The organism is Curtobacterium sp. SGAir0471, from assembly GCF_005490985.1.
GTDB lineage: Bacteria > Actinomycetota > Actinomycetes > Actinomycetales > Microbacteriaceae > Curtobacterium.
Genome location: NZ_CP027869.1, coordinates 3061834 through 3078392 on the forward strand (window position 1 = coordinate 3061834; position 16559 = coordinate 3078392).

At 72.4% G+C, this 16559-nt stretch carries 16 protein-coding genes and 1 tRNA gene; 8 read left to right on the forward strand and 9 right to left on the reverse strand.

Annotation, left to right across the window (positions count from 1 at the left end):
* Window positions 1–96 precede the first annotated feature (96 nt).
* Window positions 97–936 (reverse strand): alpha/beta fold hydrolase, encoded by an 840-nt coding sequence (locus C1N91_RS14190; protein WP_137768247.1) that lies wholly within the window; start codon window positions 934–936, stop codon window positions 97–99.
* Between the two features lie 145 nt (window positions 937–1081).
* On the opposite strand from C1N91_RS14190, the gene C1N91_RS14195 reads away from it, so the two are divergent.
* Window positions 1082–2317: a hypothetical protein gene (locus C1N91_RS14195; protein ID WP_175416042.1), complete on the forward strand. Its 1236-nt coding sequence runs from the start codon at window positions 1082–1084 to the stop codon at window positions 2315–2317.
* Between the two features lie 12 nt (window positions 2318–2329).
* On the opposite strand, the gene C1N91_RS14200 is transcribed toward C1N91_RS14195, so the two are convergent.
* Window positions 2330–3382, reverse strand: a complete 1053-nt coding sequence (locus tag C1N91_RS14200) for an amidase domain-containing protein (RefSeq protein ID WP_175416043.1) — start codon at window positions 3380–3382, stop codon at window positions 2330–2332.
* Window positions 3383–3456: 74 nt separating this feature from the next.
* On the opposite strand from C1N91_RS14200, the gene C1N91_RS14205 reads away from it, so the two are divergent.
* Window positions 3457–3840 (forward strand): cytochrome c biogenesis protein ResB, encoded by a 384-nt coding sequence (locus tag C1N91_RS14205; protein ID WP_137768249.1) that lies wholly within the window; start codon window positions 3457–3459, stop codon window positions 3838–3840.
* Window positions 3841–3899: 59 nt separating this feature from the next.
* Here the strand turns inward: C1N91_RS14205 and C1N91_RS14210 are convergent.
* The 4 genes from C1N91_RS14210 to galU all read right to left on the reverse strand — a co-directional run bounded on the left by C1N91_RS14210 (window position 3900) and on the right by galU (window position 6978).
* Window positions 3900–3975, reverse strand: a tRNA-Ala gene (locus C1N91_RS14210).
* Between the two features lie 94 nt (window positions 3976–4069).
* Window positions 4070–5209 (reverse strand): DUF3040 domain-containing protein, encoded by a 1140-nt coding sequence (locus tag C1N91_RS14215; protein ID WP_137768250.1) that lies wholly within the window; start codon window positions 5207–5209, stop codon window positions 4070–4072.
* A 129-nt stretch (window positions 5210–5338) separates the two neighbouring features.
* Window positions 5339–5998, reverse strand: a complete 660-nt coding sequence (locus tag C1N91_RS14220; RefSeq protein ID WP_137768251.1) for a GNAT family N-acetyltransferase — start codon at window positions 5996–5998, stop codon at window positions 5339–5341.
* An 89-nt stretch (window positions 5999–6087) separates the two neighbouring features.
* Window positions 6088–6978 (reverse strand): UTP--glucose-1-phosphate uridylyltransferase GalU, encoded by an 891-nt coding sequence (gene galU, locus C1N91_RS14225; protein WP_058729914.1) that lies wholly within the window; start codon window positions 6976–6978, stop codon window positions 6088–6090.
* Window positions 6979–7091: 113 nt separating this feature from the next.
* On the opposite strand from galU, the gene C1N91_RS14230 reads away from it, so the two are divergent.
* The 3 genes from C1N91_RS14230 to mscL are packed head-to-tail and all read left to right on the forward strand — an operon-like array spanning window position 7092 to window position 8531.
* Window positions 7092–7676 (forward strand): 5-formyltetrahydrofolate cyclo-ligase, encoded by a 585-nt coding sequence (locus C1N91_RS14230; protein WP_137768252.1) that lies wholly within the window; start codon window positions 7092–7094, stop codon window positions 7674–7676.
* A gap of 1 nt (window position 7677) precedes the next feature.
* Entirely contained in the window at window positions 7678–7974 is a 297-nt protein-coding gene (locus C1N91_RS14235; RefSeq protein WP_137768253.1) for an FmdB family zinc ribbon protein, read from the forward strand.
* A gap of 56 nt (window positions 7975–8030) precedes the next feature.
* A complete protein-coding gene (mscL, locus tag C1N91_RS14240; RefSeq protein WP_137768254.1) occupies window positions 8031–8531 on the forward strand; it encodes a large conductance mechanosensitive channel protein MscL in 501 nt (166 codons plus the stop codon).
* Window positions 8532–8652: 121 nt separating this feature from the next.
* On the opposite strand, the gene C1N91_RS14245 is transcribed toward mscL, so the two are convergent.
* Both C1N91_RS14245 and C1N91_RS14250 read right to left on the reverse strand, forming a co-directional pair.
* On the reverse strand, window positions 8653–9237 hold the full coding sequence (locus C1N91_RS14245) for a CDP-alcohol phosphatidyltransferase family protein (protein WP_137768255.1): 585 nt from the start codon (window positions 9235–9237) through the stop codon (window positions 8653–8655).
* Window positions 9238–9586: 349 nt separating this feature from the next.
* Window positions 9587–13399, reverse strand: a complete 3813-nt coding sequence (locus C1N91_RS14250) for an ATP-binding protein (RefSeq protein WP_137768256.1) — start codon at window positions 13397–13399, stop codon at window positions 9587–9589.
* Window positions 13400–13527: 128 nt separating this feature from the next.
* Between C1N91_RS14250 and C1N91_RS14255 the strand changes: the two genes are divergently transcribed.
* From C1N91_RS14255 to C1N91_RS14265, 3 genes are all read left to right on the forward strand, one after another.
* On the forward strand, window positions 13528–14415 hold the full coding sequence (locus C1N91_RS14255; protein WP_175416044.1) for an HpcH/HpaI aldolase/citrate lyase family protein: 888 nt from the start codon (window positions 13528–13530) through the stop codon (window positions 14413–14415).
* Between the two features lie 9 nt (window positions 14416–14424).
* Window positions 14425–14913 (forward strand): DUF6264 family protein, encoded by a 489-nt coding sequence (locus C1N91_RS14260; protein ID WP_137768257.1) that lies wholly within the window; start codon window positions 14425–14427, stop codon window positions 14911–14913.
* Between the two features lie 124 nt (window positions 14914–15037).
* Window positions 15038–15913: an aldo/keto reductase gene (locus C1N91_RS14265; protein ID WP_137768258.1), complete on the forward strand. Its 876-nt coding sequence runs from the start codon at window positions 15038–15040 to the stop codon at window positions 15911–15913.
* Window positions 15914–15974: 61 nt separating this feature from the next.
* Here C1N91_RS14265 and C1N91_RS14270 read toward each other — a convergent pair whose 3' ends face one another.
* Complete coding sequence (locus C1N91_RS14270) at window positions 15975–16469, reverse strand: hypothetical protein (protein ID WP_137768259.1); 495 nt, start codon at window positions 16467–16469, stop codon at window positions 15975–15977.
* Window positions 16470–16559 lie beyond the last annotated feature (90 nt).

Below are 16559 nucleotides of genomic sequence, written 5' to 3' on the forward strand. Positions count from 1 at the left end.
GGTCCCGCGGAACGCAACGTGGGCGACTCCGCGCAGCGCTGTACCGCTGCGAGGAGCCGCCGACGTTGCGTCGTGCGAGAGACGGACGGGAAGAGGTCAGGACGCCAGGAAGCGCAGGACCGCCTCGTTCCACTCGTCCGTGTGCGAGGCCAGCACGCCGTGCGGCCCGCCCTCGATGACGTGGGTCTGCGCGTTCGGGATCGCCGCCGCAGTGCGCTTGCCGGACGCCTCGAAGGGCACGATGCCGTCCGAGTCGCCGTGGATGACGAGCGTCGGGACGTCGACCTTCGTCAGGTCGTCGCGGAAGTCGGTCGTGGCGAACGCCACCGTGCAGTCGAGCGTGCCCTTCGGCGACGCGAGCTCGGCGATCGCCAGGTCGTAGGCGCGCTGGTCGGCCGACACGATCGGCTCGCCGGACTCCCCCGGCGTGTAGAACATGTCGACGAACTGGTGCAGGAACGCCGGACGGTCCCCCGTGATGCCGTTCGAGAACCAGTCGGCGAGGTCCTGGTCGACCGCGCCGTCGGGGTTGTCGTCCGACTTCCACAGGTACGGCGGGACGGCGCTCGCGAACACCAGCTTCTTGAGCTTGGAGGTGCCGTAGGTCGAGACGTAGCGCGCGAGCTCCCCGCCGCCCATCGAGAACCCGATCAGGGTGACGTTCGTCAGGTCGAGCTCGGTGATGAGCTTGTCGAGGTCCGCGGCGAAGGTGTCGTAGTCGTAGCCGCCCCACGGCTGCGAGGACTGGCCGAACCCACGGCGGTCGTACGCGATGACGCGGTGGCCGGCCTCGACGAGCGCGGGGACCTGGCCCTCCCACGAGCGGCCGGAGAGCGGCCAGCCGTGGATCAGGACGACCGGGTCGCCGGAGCCGAGGTCGTCGTAGTGCAGGTCGATGTCGTGGCCGTTCTCGGCGCCGACGGTGATGAAGGGCATATTTCCTCCTGTCGATGGTTTCCAGGGAACGTGCCCGATGCAACGCTTCGCGACCTGACAGTTCCTGACCGGCGCGGCCCCCGTGCGGCGACCGGACAGGAGCGCACGGGCCGGCACCGCGCGGTGGAGGTGGGAGGATCGGTCGGTGACCGACCCGGCGGAGACGACCCGAGCCTCCCGGCCGGGGCTGCCGGCTCGCGTCCGTCACCTGCTCGCGGTCGGCCTGGAGGGACGGCACCGCGGGTGGACGGCTCCCCTGACCGTGTGGCTGGCCTCCCGTGTGGTCAGCACGGTCCTGCTGCTCACGGTCTGGCTGCTCGCCCGGGCGAACGGCTGGCCGTTCGCGTCGTACCGCCGCGAGGGGACCTTCCTGTCGTTCCTCGGGTCGTGGGACGCCTCGTTCTACCGGACCATCGCGGAGCACGGCTACCCGGCGACGCTGCCGACCGACGCCGACGGGCACGTGCTGCCGAACCCGTGGGCGTTCCTGCCGGTGTTCCCGGCGCTGGCCCGGGTGGTGCAACCGCTGGTCGGCGGGTCCTTCTGGGCGGCCGGTGTGCTCGTCGCCACCCTCGCCGGGGCGGGAGCGTGCGTCGTGCTCTGGCGGCTGGTGCGCGCGGTGTCCGACGACCGCCGGGCGACGCGGGCGACCGCGCTGTTCGCGTTCGCGCCGACCGGGTTCCTGCTGCAGGTGGCGTACGCCGAGAGCACCTTCCTGCTCCTGCTGTTCGGCGCCCTGCTCGCCCTGGTGCACCGGCGGTACTGGTGCGTGCTGCCGCTCGGGCTCGTCGCGGCGTTCACGAAGCCGGGGGTGCTCGCGCTCGCGGTGGCGCTCGCGGTGCACCTGGTCGTGCGGCTCGTGCAGGAGCGTCTGGCGCTTCCGGTGCGGGACGCCGTGGCGATCGTCGTCGCGGGCCTCGGGATCGCGGTGGCGGGGCTGGCGTGGCCGGTCGTGGCCTCGGCGGTGACCGGGCGGCCGGACGCGTACCTCGACACCGAGCTGTCGTGGTGGGTCGGGTTCGTCGGTCGGCAGCACTTCGCGCCGCTCACGCCCTGGTTCACGATGGCGTCGACGTGGCTCGGGGCGGGCGGGGTCGTGCTCGTGGTGGTCGTGCTCGCGGGTGCGGTGTGGTTCTGGACCCGTCGGGGCGTCCGCGCACTCGGCTTCGACGTCGTCTCGTTCACGGCCGCGTACGCGCTCTACCTGGTGGCGGTGTTCCTGCCGCAGCAGAGCCTGCCGCGGTTGCTCATGCCGACGGCCCCGTTGCTCGGGGCGGACGTGTTCACGGGGACACGACGGCGGACCGTCGCGTGGCTGGTCGCCGGCGTGGGCCTGCAGGCCGTCGCGGTCGTGCTGCTCTGGTTCCTCGGCTACCCCTGAGCGGCCCGGGCGCTACGCGTCGAACGTGTGGAACCAGGCCGTGCCGCCGGGGTGCTGCACGGTGATCATCTCGTCGAGGTCGCGGTACGGCCCGTCCTGGTTGTGGCTCGCCGACTTGATGCGGACCGTGCCGTCCGGCTCGGTGAAGACCTCGGACACGATGGTCACGTGGTCGGGCGACTGGTTGTCGTTCCAGTCGTAGAACACGATGTCGCCGACCTTGACCTTGCTGCGCTCGTCGAGGGACCGGCGGGTCAACCCGAACGTCGCGGCGTTCTTCGTCATCCACGGGTCCATGGCCGGGCAGTAGGTCCACGTCGCACTGTGCTGCGCGCCGGCGGACCGGCTGTACCAGTCATCGCGCTGCTGCCACCCGCGGGCGATCAGCGTCTGGCTGACGTAGTTCGCGCAGTCCCCGCCGATCGGGTTCATCGTGCCGTACTCGGCGAGGTTGTAGTCCTTCCAGTACCGCATCGCGTACTCGAGCTGCCGGTCGACCGCGGTGAGCGCCGCGTACGCCACCGACGTCGTCGCGACCGCGGAGGAGGCGTCCGGCGTCGGTGCGGCGGTCGGCGTCGGGCTCGCGGTCGCCTGGTCCTGGGTGGCGCCGGCCTGCCCGTCGTTCGCCGCGCTGCCGTTGCCGTCCGACGACTGGTTCGCCGACGGGCTCGGCTCGATCGTCGTCGTGAAGAGCGCGACGTCCGCCGACCCGGCCGTGTACATCGCCTGGTGCGGCGCCGTGAAGGTGACCGTCGTGTCGGAGGCCTGCACGTCACGCGCCGCGATCCCCCCGACCGTGACGCCCCGCACCGCCGCGAGGCCGGATCCCGTGACCGTGACCGTCACACCGCCGGCGAGCGGCACCTGTGCGGGCTCGATCGAGGAAGCCACGGGGCGAGCGTCCGACGACGACCCGTTCGAGGGCGTCCCGCTGGACCCGGCACCGGCGCGACCGGTCGCACTCGGCGATGTGTCGTCGCCGCGGGAGCAGGCCGCGACGGCGACCCCGATGCCGGCGACGCCGGCGAGCGACAGCAGGGAACGGCGCGTGAACGAAGCAGTCATGACCCGACCAGGGTAGGCGACGGTACGGCAGGATCGCTGGCAGCACACCATCCACCGGAAGGATCAGACCGCACATGCCCGAGAGCCACGACTTCTTCGTCGCTGCCGACCCCGAGTCCACCCGAGCGACCGTCCGCGACGCCCTCGTCCGCGAGGGCTACACCGTCGCCGACGGCGACCAGGGAGCCCTGCTCGCCACCCGCGGCAGCCTCGGCCTCACCCTGCTCGTCGGCGGCCTGCTGAACGACCGGACGTTCCACACCCGCCTCGACGTGCAGCTCATGGTCGCGCCCGACGGACGAGCGGTCGCGCGACTGCTCCGCGGGTCGGGCCGGTCGGCGGTGAAGGGCGGTGCACTCGGCGTCGCTCGGGGGAACCGGGCGTTCGAGCAGGCCGCGAACGCGATCCACGCGTCGCTCGCGCAGGCGGGCGTCCTGACGGACAGCATCCCGAGCTGACGCGGTCGTCACCGGGAACGACGAAGGGCCACCCGATCGGGTGGCCCTTCGATGCTGCTTGGTGGAGCTAAGGGGATTCGAACCCCTGACCTTCTCATTGCGAACGAGACGCGCTACCAACTGCGCCATAGCCCCAAGTGCTCGACCACACTAGCACCACCGGGAGCGCGATCCGAAATCGGCTCGCCACGTCCGGGCGCGCCGCGACCCGGGACGCCGGGCGGTGGCGTCAGACCGCGCGGCGACGACGCATGATCGCGTCGAGGTCGGTCTGCTGGTAGACCTCGTCGTCGATGACGCCCATCCCGGCCCAGCGGCTCGGGGCCGCCGGCTGCTCGGGCTCGGGCTCGGGCTGCGCCGCGGACGCACGCTCCGGCGCAGACGCACGCTCCGGCGCATCGGCACTCTCCGAGCGCACCGCGGCGGCGGGCGCACGCAGGCCCAGACGCTCCGCCAGGCGGCCCTGGTCGTGCGCGGACAGCGACGCAGCGGCCTCCTCGACGTCGGAGCGCATCCGCGACACCCGCGCGAGCGTCGGGTCGGTCTCCCCCGCCCGGATCGCGGCCGCCTCGGCCTCGGCTTCGGCCTTCGCCTCGGCCACCCGCTCGCGCAGCCGCGCGGCCAGCTCGGCGGACGACTCCGGCGACGGCGCCGGCGCAGCCGGCCGCTCCACGTACAGCGGCTTCGGCACGCGGGCCGGGGTCCAGCTCCGATCGCGTGCGGGCTGCGTGGACTGCTCGGTGGACAGCGGCGGTGCGGGGTCCGTCCAGGTGGTCGCCGGCCGGGAGGCCCGGGTCGCCTCCGCCGCACCGGCCGCGGCACGCGCCTTCCGCGCCTGCGCCACCTGGTGCAGCTGCGCGAGGACGGCTGCGGAACCACCGGCCGCCACGAGCCCGGCCACGGCGACGAGCCAGGCACCGGGGGCAGCGACGAGCACGACGATCGCGACGACGACGCCGAGCGTGCCGAACAGGGTCGCCCCGAGCCGGGAACGACGCATCCGCATGGCGGTCAACGCGGGCACCGAGGACGCCCGCTCGAGCTTCGGCTGCTGCTCGGCGAGCCGTCGGGTGATCTCCCGCTGCCGGGCGGCCTCGTGCGCGCGGACGATCGCGGCGCGCTTCGCCTCCTCGGACCGGGCGACCCGCTGCGCCTCGGCCAGGGACTTCGCGTTCATCTCGACCCGGACCTCGTCGGGGAGCTCGGCGGTCTGCGCGAGGATGCGCAGGGTCTGCTGGAGCCGGATCGCGTTGCGTTCGGTGGCGAGGTACTGCCGGCGAGCCGCCCACGACGGCATGAGGTAGACGACCCAGAGCACGGCCGCGATGAGCAGGACGATGCCGCCGCCCCAGGAGCCGATACCTGCCATGGGGACACGGTAGGGGTGCGCGTTCCCCGGACCGCCCATTGCCGGACGCGTGTTGCGCGAGTCGCGACGGAATCCGTGGGCGGTGGGTCGCGCCTCCCGGCCGATGGGTGGGCGTGACGGGGCGGACCGTCAGATGCGCGGCCGGGTGTCGAGCGGTGTCGCCGCCTCGTCGCGGGCGGAGGCGGGGACGCTGCCCGCGCCGGGCGGGACCCGCCCGGCGACCCAGCGGTCGAGGACGCCCTCGCGCACCTCCTCCGCCACCAGGGCGAAGCAGAAGTGGTCGCGCCAGTCGCCGTTGATGTGGATGTACCGGCGGCGCAGGCCCTCGAAGCGGAAGCCGAGCTTCTCGACCACGCGCAGGCTCGGCGCGTTCTCCGGACGGATGCAGATCTCGATGCGGTGGATGCCGACGACGCGGAAGCAGTGGTCGACCGCCATCGCGACCGCGATCGGGGTGACGTTGTGGCCGGCGGCACCCTCGACCACCCAGTAGCCGATGGACGCACTCGCCAGCGACCCGTAGCTGATGCCGGACACGTTGAGCTGGCCGACGAAGCGGCCGTCGAGCTCCATGGCGAACGGCAGACCGAGCCCGGCGCGGGCGTTCGCCTGCAGCGCGCGGATGCTGCCCCGCACGTCGGTGGAGACGTGTCCGGAGGGGTTGGTGGCCTCCCACGTGCGCAGCCACGAGCGGTTCGTGGCGAGGGCGACGTCGAGGTCGCGGGTGTCCCGGAGCCGGAGGGGCCGGATGGTGACCCGCCCGTGGGACAGGGTCGGGATCGTCGTCATCGCTGTGGTTCCTCCGGTGCCCGGTGGTCGGCCGGGTGGACGCACGAACGGGCCCGGGGCGGACCCCGGACCCGTTCGTGACGGGGTGGCTACTCTCCCGCGTTGAAGTCCTTCAGCCAGGCCTTGAGGTCCGGGCCGAGGTCGTCGCGGTCCGAGGCGAGCTGCACGATCGCCTTGATGTAGTCCAGCTTGTCACCGGTGTCGTACCGGCGTCCACGGAACACGACGCCGTACACGCCGCCGGTCCACTCCTCGGCACCCGCCATCTTCATGAGCGCGTCGGTGAGCTGGATCTCGCCACCCTTGCCCGGCTCCTGCTTCTCGAGGACGTCGAAGACCTCGGGACGGATGACGTAGCGGCCGATGATGGCGAGGTTCGAGGGGGCTTCGCCCTGCGGGGGCTTCTCGACCAGGCCGGTGATCTTCACGACGTCGTCGGTGTCGGTCTCCTCGACCGTCGCGATGCCGTACATGTGGGTCTGCGAGGCGGGGACCTCGAGCAGCGCGACGACCGTGGCGTTCTTCTCGCCCTGGACCTCGATCATGCGCTTGAGCAGCGGGTCGCGGGCGTCGATGATGTCGTCGCCGAGCAGCACGGCGAACGGCTCACGGCCGACGTGCATCTTCGCGCGGAGCACGGCGTGGCCGAGACCGAGCGGGTCGCCCTGGCGGACGTAGTGCATGTCGGCGAGGTCGGTCGACTGGTTGACCTTCTGGAGCTTCTCGTGGTCGCCCTTCTTGCGGAGGGTCTCCTCGAGCTCGGCCACGTGGTCGAAGTGGTTCTCGAGCGCGTTCTTGTTGCGCCCGGTGATCATCAGCACGTCGGTCAGGCCGGCGTTCACGGCCTCTTCGACCACGTACTGGATCGCCGGCTTGTCGACGACGGGGAGCATCTCCTTCGGCATCGCCTTGGTCGCGGGGAGGAAGCGCGTGCCCAGCCCTGCCGCCGGGATCACCGCCTTCGAGATCTGGAAACCCATGTCAGCGAACGTACCGGAAGGTCACTGGGTCGCGGCATGGGCCTTTCGGAGGACACGGCAACCCGCTCCCCACGGCGGGAAGCCGCAAACCCGCGCTCGGTAGACTCCCGCCCATGACCGCCGACCTCGGGAACGAGAAGCGCGCCCTGCGAGCCGAGCTCCGGCAGCGACGGCGCACCCGGACCACGACGGAGCGCGACACCGACACGACCGCCCTGACGGCGACGCTGCAGCGGTTCGTCGAGGAACGGCAGGTCCGCTCGCTCGCGCTGTACCTGTCGGCGCCCGACGAACCCGACGTCCGCCCCTTCCTCCGGTGGGCGCACGAGCAAGGGGTCCGGGTGCTCCTGCCGATCACCCGCGAGGACGGCCTGCTCGACTGGGCGGTCGGCGACGGAGTGTCCGAGCACGAGGGGCTGCACGGGATGCCCGAGGTCGTCGGCGAGGTGCTCTCACCGCTCGCGCTCGGGGACGTCGACGCGATCCTGACCCCGGCGGCGGCGGTCGGCCACGACGGGTGCCGGATGGGCTGGGGCCGGGGCTACTACGACAAGACGCTCGGGTCGATGGCGAACCGGCCGCCCGTCTATGCTGTGATCTTCGACGCGGAGTACCTCGACGAGGTCCCGCGCGAGGCCCACGACGAACCCGTCGACGGCATCATCACGCCGTCGCGCATCATCACCTTCCGGAGCTAGGGTGCCCACCTACTCGTACCGCTGCACCGAGTGCGACAACGCCTTCGACGTCAAGCAGTCGTTCTCCGACGCCACCCTCACCGAGTGTCCCGTGTGCGGTGGCGCCCTGCGCAAGGTGTTCTCGCCGGTGGGCGTGACCTTCAACGGCGGCGGCTTCTACCGCACCGACTCGCGGTCGACCCCGAAGAGCGAGGGCTCGTCGTCGGCTTCCCCGTCGACGTCGTCCTCTTCGTCGTCCTCGTCCTCGAGCACGCCGGCGCCGTCCGCGTCGAAGCCGGCCGCGCCCAGCGCCTCCTGACGAGGGCTCGTCTCCGTCGGTACGGTGGGGTCTCCTCGACACGGAAGGAGGCTCACGTGAAGGGCTTCAAGGAGTTCCTGCTGCGCGGGAACGTCATCGACCTGGCCGTCGCGGTCGTCATCGGTGCGGCGTTCACCGCGATCGTCACCGCGATCGTGAACTCGCTCATCAACCCGCTCATCGGCGCCGTCTTCAACGCGTCGAGCCTGGACAAGGCGCTGATCGTGTCGATCCCGACCGTCTCCGGCGGATCGGCCGACATCCTGTTCGGCGCGATCATCGGTGCCGTCCTGAACTTCGTCATCGTCGCGGCGGTCGTCTACTTCGCGCTCGTCGTCCCGGTCAACCGCCTCAAGAAGGTCGCCTTCGAGCGGGTGAAGCAGAACGAGGAGCAGACGCCGCAGGACGTCCCGCCGACGGACGTCGAGGTGCTGCTCGAGATCCGCGACCTGCTCCGCACCCAGAACGGCGCCGCGGCGACGTCGGGCGGCGGCGCGCACGTCGCCCCGTCCACCGCTCCCGAGGGACCGGGGATCAGCGGCTCGACGAAGCTCTAGCCGCGGTCGTACCGAACCACGGAACCGACGTCGAACCAGCCTCTGGAGTTGGTTCGATGTCGGTTTCCTGGTTCGACGGGGCAGGAGGCCGCCGGCCGGTCGGGTCGGGCCTGGCGGGGGCTCAGGCGGTGCGGGCGACCGAACGGTGCTTCGCGGCGAGGGCCAGGGCGTACTGCACGCCGGCGACCACGTGGCCGATCGTGCCCGCCCAGACGAACACGAGCGCGAGCACCCGGATCCAGTCGTGCTCGGACGCCCACGAGGTCGACGAGAACAGCAGCAGCGGCAGCCCGACGAAGAGCAGCGCCGAGCGGACCTTGCCGGTCCAGGTGACCTCGAGGTCCGGGTTGCCGCGGAACCACAGACCGGACAGCAGCGCGAGGACCGCGTCCACGAGGACGATGATCGCGACGCTCGGCCACGGCAGCAGTCCGACGAGCACGAGCGACAGCACGATCGCGATGATCGCCAGTCGGTCGGCGATCGGGTCGAGGGCCTTGCCGAGCTTCGAGCCCTGGTCGAACCGACGTGCGATGAAGCCGTCCGCCCAGTCGCTGACGCCGAGGACGACGAGCGTGACGAGCGCCCACCCGGGGTGCCCGGACACGACGAAGCCGATGAACACCGGGATGAGCAGGAAGCGCACCAGCGTGATCAGGTTCGGCCACGTCTGCCAGTCGGGTCGCTGCCGCGTGGTGTCAGTCATCGCCCCCAGGCTACCCGTCACCAGTGCGGGGGCACGTCGCGCAGGAGCTGGGCGTCGTTCTCGCCGTCGCGGTGGCGGGCCGGTTCCGGGGCCGGTGACGGGTCGCTGCCCGGCACCGGCTGGGTGGTGACGCGCCTGCTGCGGCGAGCAGTGCCTCCCGGCCGGACCGCCGATCCGTCCGCCGATCCGTCCGGGCCCGTGTCCGCGTCAGTGGCTGCGTCCGGGGACGAGGCGGGCCGGACGGGAGGCACGACCGGCGCCGCGTCGTCGGCCCGCGTCCACGTGCCCACCAGCTGGTCCGTCTCCGGCGTCACCGGTCCGGCCGCGCGGGATGCGCGCCGGGACCCGCTCACCGGCGCGCTGGGATCGGCGGGATCGAGATCTCCTGGGTCGCACCGCGGTCGACGCCGAGCACCGACGCCACCGTGTCCGCGACCCGGTCCGGGTCGGAGAACAGCTGGAAGGCGTGCACGCGCACGTAGTGCCACCCGAGGCGACGCAGCACCTCGGGGCGGAGCCGCAGCGACTCGCGCAACGAACCACGGACGAGCGACGCGTCGGTCTCGATCGTCACGCAGACGCCGCCGTGCGCCGCGACCAGGCCGAGCTTGCCGCGGTGCCCGAGCGCGACCGGGATGCCGCGCATCTCGAGGCGTCGGGCGAGGTCGACGAGCAGCGGGTCGGAGTCGTCCGGCACGTACTCGGCGGTGGTGCGGGCACGGACCTCGGCGAGGATCTCGGCCAGCGCGACGGTGCCGTGGCCCATCCGCTCGGCCTCGATGTCCGACGGCTGGAAGCACGTGACGATGACCATCGAGCGACGGGCACGGGTCATCGCGACCGCGAGCAGGCGCTCCCCGCCCGGCTTGCCGAGCGGACCGAAGTCGCGCAGCACACGGCCGTGCGGGGTCCGGCCGTAGCCGATGGAGAACACGACGCGGTCGCGGCTCTGCGCCACCGACTGCTCGAGCGTCGCGACGATGAACGGCTCGGCGCGGTCGCCGATGACGAACTCGGTCAGGTCCTTGTGGCCCTGCGCCGCGGTGAGGACGGCCTGCTCGACGCGGACCGCGTGCTTCGCCGAGGCCGTGATGACCATGAGCGACTCGGTCGGGCGGGTGCGGGCGTGCTCGGTGACGAGCCGGACGACGCGGTCCACCTCGGCGTCGACGCTCTCGACCGCTCCCGAGTCGGGGTCCGGCACGGCCTTGCCGTCGCTGACGTAGTCGATCGCGATCGAGCCGTGCCCGAGGAACGAACCGGCCCACGGCAGCGACTCGATGCGGCCGCCGTAGAAGCGACGGTTGACGAGCTCGGCGAGGTCCTCGCCGCCGGCGCGGTACGACCGCGTGAGCGACAGGGTCGGCAGGAGCGTCGAGAGCTTCGCGAGTGCGGAGTCGGCGTGCAGCGCGTCGAGGGTGCCCTCGTCCACCTGCAGCGCCCGGTGGTCGGGGTCGACCGCGGTCCGGAACGGCGACGGCGTCTGCGTCACCGGGTCCCCGAACACGACGGTCTGACGGGCACGACGGACGGCGCCGACGGTCTCGGCGATGGTGACGGCCCCGGCGTCGACGAGGATCACCGTGTCGAACGGCATCGTGTCGGCGATCTCGGGGACCTCGTACGGCGAGGCAAGCCACACCGGCGCGATCGACCGCGACAGGTGCGGGGCGGAGTCCTGCAGCAGACGCGAGGTGATCGCGCCCTCCTTGAGCTGCGTCTTCAGTGCCGTGGCCTCGTCCGGCCAGTCGACGAGCCCGACCTTCCAGTTCTCGGCGAGCTGCCACGCGAGCCCCTGGGACACCCCGGCCGCGTGGGCGTCGTCGACGAGCCGGAAGTCGGCCTCGACCCGGTCGAGCATGTCGGTGTTCCCGCCGAGCAGCGCCCGGTCGGACTCGAGCATCGTCTCGAGCGCGGACTGCCACCAGGCGAGCTCGAGCTCGGCGGGCACCTGGGTGTCCGGCACGTGCCGGTTCGCCAGGTCGGTGATGAGCGGCTCGAGCTGCAGGTCGCGCAGGGTCTGCATGAGCTCGGTGCGCTCCTGCAGGTTGTGCAGGACGTCGGACTCCTCGGCCAGACGGGCGATCGTCGGCACGAGCTCGTCGATCGGCAGGTTCGCCAGCTGCTCGTCGCGTGCGGTCCGGCCGAGCGGCTCGTCGAGGCGTGCGAGGTCCTGCACGACGTTCGAGAAGAGCACCTGCACGTCGCCGATGCCCGTGGGCACCTCGGGGTTCACGCCGGCGGCGACGTAGCGCTGCCAGAGCACGCGCTGCTGCTGCACACGCGTGAGTGCCTCGTGCAGGTCGGAGACGTGCACGCCCGGGCGGACGTACTCGCGCGCGAGCTTCTTCAGCCGACGGCGGTTCGTCGACGACATCGGAGCGCCCTCGCCGCGCGGGGCGGTCGCGGCGACGAGCTCGGACACCGAGCGGTCGAACACGACGGGCAGGAAGCGGTCGAGGGTGTCCCGGATCTCGGTGAGCAGGCGGAGGTAGATGCCGAGCTCGTTGATCGTCGTGAACTGCCGCATGTGCGTCGACGCCACGAGGTCGTGCGCGCGGCGCAGCAGCGTCGGCAGCCCGTCGGCGTCGAGGTCCTTCGCGGTCTTGTGCGCCCGCTGCGCGCCGTCGCTCGAACCGAACTTCGCGCCGTACCACGGCGAGTCGTCGGGGCCGTAGCGGAACTCGCCCAGGTTCGCGGCGCTGACCATCGTCTCGGCGACGCGCGAACGCCCCTCGACCATGCTCGTCACGGACCGCTTCGACAGCCGCGCGGTCGTCGACGGCGGCACGGGGAGCAACGACAGGCGCGAGAGCTCGACCAGGCAGTCGAGCACCGAGACGCCGAAGTCCGGGTCGACGCGGGTCAGCGAGCCGCGGTAGTCGGTGAGGACCTTGCGGAGCCGGACCAGGGCGTCGTCGACCTCGCGCAGGTTCGGACGCGCGGCCTTCTCGTTCCGTGCGATGGCCCGGACGACGTCGCGGCGCAGGGTGCCCGGCGTCACGGCGACACCCGGCAGCTGGACCTCGGCGAAGCGTGCGGCGATGCCCCGCAGGGTCGCCCGGCGCGGGCTCACCACGAGCACGCGCTTGTTCGCGGCGACCAGGCCGCCGAGCGCGTTCACGATCGTCTGCGTGCCACCGGTACCCGGCAGGGTCTTGACCACGATCGAGTTGCCGGCCGTGATCTGCGCGATCACGTTCTCCTGCTCGTCGTCGGCGTCGAGCAGGAGCGTGTCGGTCTCCGGGCTGCGCTCGTCCGACGGCGTCTGCTCAACGGGGTGGTACGACTGCTCGACCTGCCACTTCGCGCTCGGGTTGCCGGCGAGGGCGTCGAGCACCGGGTGGGACAGGTCGCCGGTGTCCTCGACCATGCCGCTGGCGACCTCGGCGAAGGTCGAGACGACCAGGCGCGCGTGCACCGAGAAGCCGGGGATGTGCGCGGTGAGCCCGCGGAGCCGGTCGATGACGGGGTTCGGCGTGAACGAGCCGTCCTGCTGCGCGAGGGCGACGAACGACTGCGCGTCGAGGATGACGCCGTACTGCTCGTGCAGGGCGTCCGCGAGCCCCGGGTTGAGCACGGGCTCGCCGAGCAGGCGGACCTCGAAGTCACGGCCGTGCCGACGGATCGCGAGCGGACGGAGCAGCACCGGACCGCGGAAGCGCTCGTCGCCGTGCTGCCAGTCGGCCATGCCGATGCCGAGCTTCACGGCGTCGATGCCCCGGACCGTCGCGAGCTCGGTGCCCTTCGCCTCGACCTGGGCGGCGGCGACACGCGCGGCGCGCAGTGCGACCTCGTCGCGGATCAGGCTCGACAGCAGGGTCGTCTTGCCGGTGATGAACTGCGCGAGTCCGCCCGGGTGCGTGGTCGACAGCTCGATCCGGGCGCGCGGGTGGTCGCTGAAGTGCGTGAGCGGGCTGGTGCCGCCGACGCCGGTCAGCTGCGTCCGCCAGGCGTCCCACGTGGGCTCGGCGGCGTTGCCGGCCTGGAGGCGCGGGTCACCCAGGCTGATCGCCTGCGGGCTCGTGAGCTGCAGTTCCGGGCGCAGGGTGCGGTCCGGTTCGTCGGTCCGGTCGCCCTCCCGCTGGTCGCGCCCGCCCGTGGGCGCGTCGGCGCCCTGGACGGGGACGTCGTCATCCGCGTCGTCCGCGCCGTCGGTCACCCTGTCTCGCCACACATCCGACACTGTAGGCGGAAGCGGGCAGCCTCCCTGGCAATGACCCGACGTTTCCGGCTTTCCGTGCGGGCCCGGCACCTCGTCCGACCAGCCGGTGTGGTACCAACGTGGACATGGCCATCGACGACCGCACCGCCCCGTCCGCCCCCGCACCATCGTCGGCCCGGCCGGACCGGCGCCGGTCGGTCCCCGCCGAGATCTCCCGGTCGTGGCTCCTGGTCCCCGGCACGGCGGCCGACCGCTTCGAACGGGCCCAGCGGTCGCGCGCCGACCAGATCATCCTCGACGTCGAGGACGCCGTCGACCCCGCCGCGAAGCCGGGAGCCCGCACGACCGTCGCGTCGTGGCTGGCCGGCGGTGGTGAGGCCTGGGTGCGGATCAACGACGTCACGACGGAGTTCTGGGCGGACGACGTCGAGGAGCTCCGCGGGCTCCCGGGTCTGCAGGGCGTGATGCTCGCGAAGACCGAGTCGCCGGCGCAGGTCACCGACACGTGGCACCGGCTCGGCGGCCACACCCCGGTGATCGCCCTGGTCGAGTCGGCGCTCGGCATCGAGGAGGCGACGTCGATCGCGAGGGCCCAGGGCGCGTTCCGCCTGGCGTTCGGCTCGGGTGACTACCGCCGCGACACCGGCACCTCTGCCGACACGCTCGCGATGGCCTACCCGCGCTCGCGACTCGTCGTGGCCTCGCGGGTGGGCGACCTGCCCGGCCCGATCGACGGCCCCACGGTCGGTTCGGCGCACGCCATCCTGCGCGAGCAGTCCCAGGTGGCGGTTTCCCTCGGCCTGACCGGCAAGCTCTGCCTCGACACCGAGCAGTTGCCCGTGATCAACGAGGTCATCTCCCCCACCCCGACCGACGTCGCGTGGGCGCAGGACTTCCTCGACGACTTCGAGGCCCGCGGGCAGGTCATCCGCGACGGCTCCGACCTGCCGCGTCTCGGCCGCGCGCAGAAGATCCAGCGGCTCGCTCAGGCGTTCGGCGTCGAGGCGCGGTAGACCGGTCGCATGACCTGGTCGCACCCGTCTCCTCCGTCCGGCCCGTCGCGGTCCGGACCGTCGCAGTCCGGCCCGGGCAGCACCGAGCGCGCCGAGTGGGCCCGCGGCGGCACGACACTGTTCCCCGCGGGTCGCATCGCCGACCGGGTGTCGACCGTCCTGCTGCTCGCGGCGGGTGCCCTGCTGACGCTCCTCACCCTGGTGGTCGGGATCATCGCGGTCGTCTCGGCCACCGCGGGCTGCGACGCCGCCACCGGGTGCTCACCCGGCCGGTTCCTCGGCGGAGCGGCGATCGCGGTCGGCGGCTCGTTCGTCGTCGGGGTCGCGACGGTCGTGCTCGCGATCGGCGCATGGGTGCGCCGTCGCTCGTCGTGGTGGATCGCCGCGGTCGGCTTCGTCCTGGCGATCGTGGTCGTCACCTGGGGCGGTGTCGTCTTCGCGCAGGCGACCGACACGTCGACCGGTGCCGGCCAGGTCTCCGCACTGCAGCTGCCCTAGCCGGGCGCCGGTCGGACGGGAGGCGCGGGGCGGGCCCGGCCACGCGCCTCCCGTCCGATGCGTCCCACCGCACCGTCGTGCGCACACTGGGCGTCGCGCCGACCCGTCGGCGCATGCTGGGCGCATGAAGCAACGAGTCATCGGAGACGTGTCGGTCAGCGCGATCGGACTGGGCGGCATGCCCATGTCCATCGAGGGGCGGCCCGACGAGCGGCAGTCGATCGCGACGATCCACGCGGCCCTCGAGGCCGGCGTGACGCTCATCGACACCGCGGACGCCTACCACCAGGCCGCGAAGGACGAGGTCGGGCACAACGAGGAACTCATCGCGAAGGCGATCCGCGAGTTCCACGGCGACACCGACGCGGTGCTCGTCGCCACCAAGGGCGGGCACCTGCGGCCGGAGCCCGGGCCGTGGGCGCAGGACGGCCGGCCGGAGTACCTCAAGGAGGCCGCGAAGGCGTCGGCGAAGCGGCTCGGTGTCGACGCCGTCGGCCTGTACCAGTTCCACCGTCCGGACCCGTCCGTGCCGTACGCCGACTCGGTCGGGGCGCTCGCGCAGCTCCTCGACGAGGGCGTCATCCGGATGGCCGGCATCTCGAACGCCGACCCCGACCAGATCCGCGAGGCGAACGAAGTCCTCGGCGGGCGTCTGGCGTCGGTGCAGAACCAGTTCTCGCCGGCGTTCCGGTCGAGCGAGCCGGAGCTCGAGCTCTGCGACGAGCTCGGCATCGCCTTCCTGCCGTGGAGCCCCCTCGGCGGCATCGCGAAGGCGGCCGACCTCGGGACCGCGTACGAGGACTTCGCCGTGATCGCCCGAGAGCGCGACGTGTCCCCGCAGGTCGTGGCGCTGGCGTGGGAGCTCCAGAAGAGCGACGTGGTGATCCCGATCCCGGGGGCGTCGCGGCCGCAGTCGATCCTGGACTCGGTCGTGGCGGCGACGGTGAAGCTGCGCGACGAGGACGTCGCCCGGCTGGATGCGGCGAAGCCGGCGGCCTGATCCGCCCGTCGACCCGTCCGCGGCCGAGTCGGCCGCGGACGGGGCCTCCGGCGCGACCTGATCAGTCCGCGCAGACCGTGTCGATGTCCTTGGCGGCCTGCTGGACCTGCTCCGCCGAGGTGCTGAAGCCGGAGACGTCGACCGACTGCGGGTCCTTCGCCATCCCCTGGATCTTCGCGACCATGTCCCGGTAGGCCGTCTGGAACGCCTCGGCCTTCGGCTTCACGTCAGCGTTCTGCACGGCGTCGATCCCCTCGGCGAGCGACCGGTCGAACTCCTCGAGCCGTGCCACGGCAGCCTGCGGGTCGGACTGCATGTCGGAGAGCGACTGCAGGCCCTTCGCCGAGTCCTCCACCTTCGAGCGGAGCGTCGTGCACGCCTCGGCGCGGGTCTGCGCCGCGGCGGTCGGCGTCGAGGACGGGCTCGTCCCCGTCCCGCCCGACCCGGATCCGGATCCGGACCGATCGGATGCCGGAGCGGCGCCACCCGAGGCACAGCCGGCAAGCAGCGCAGCGGCGAGCGCGGCGGTTGCGAGAGCGATGGTCTTCCTGGGCATGTGTGTCCCCCTGTTCGTGTCCACGCACGACCTCCCGGCGCGGATCGAACCCGAGGCTACCGGGAGGCGTCCAGGGTGGCGCGGCCCCGG

Bases quoted from the DNA above. Each gene is read 5' to 3' on its own strand.
- C1N91_RS14255 (WP_175416044.1), top strand. From the start codon at position 13,528: ATGGCCATCGACGACCGCACCGCCCCGTCCGCCCCCGCACCATCGTCG.
- C1N91_RS14220 (WP_137768251.1), bottom strand. From the start codon at position 5,998: ATGACGACGATCCCGACCCTGTCCCACGGGCGGGTCACCATCCGGCCC.
- C1N91_RS14270 (WP_137768259.1), bottom strand. From the start codon at position 16,469: ATGCCCAGGAAGACCATCGCTCTCGCAACCGCCGCGCTCGCCGCTGCG.
- C1N91_RS14215 (WP_137768250.1), bottom strand. From the start codon at position 5,209: ATGGCAGGTATCGGCTCCTGGGGCGGCGGCATCGTCCTGCTCATCGCG.
- C1N91_RS14260 (WP_137768257.1), top strand. From the start codon at position 14,425: ATGACCTGGTCGCACCCGTCTCCTCCGTCCGGCCCGTCGCGGTCCGGA.
- C1N91_RS14230 (WP_137768252.1), top strand. From the start codon at position 7,092: ATGACCGCCGACCTCGGGAACGAGAAGCGCGCCCTGCGAGCCGAGCTC.
- C1N91_RS14205 (WP_137768249.1), top strand. From the start codon at position 3,457: ATGCCCGAGAGCCACGACTTCTTCGTCGCTGCCGACCCCGAGTCCACC.
- C1N91_RS14200 (WP_175416043.1), bottom strand. From the start codon at position 3,382: ATGACTGCTTCGTTCACGCGCCGTTCCCTGCTGTCGCTCGCCGGCGTC.
- galU (WP_058729914.1), bottom strand. From the start codon at position 6,978: ATGGGTTTCCAGATCTCGAAGGCGGTGATCCCGGCGGCAGGGCTGGGC.
- C1N91_RS14190 (WP_137768247.1), bottom strand. From the start codon at position 936: ATGCCCTTCATCACCGTCGGCGCCGAGAACGGCCACGACATCGACCTG.
- C1N91_RS14265 (WP_137768258.1), top strand. From the start codon at position 15,038: ATGAAGCAACGAGTCATCGGAGACGTGTCGGTCAGCGCGATCGGACTG.
- C1N91_RS14245 (WP_137768255.1), bottom strand. From the start codon at position 9,237: ATGACTGACACCACGCGGCAGCGACCCGACTGGCAGACGTGGCCGAAC.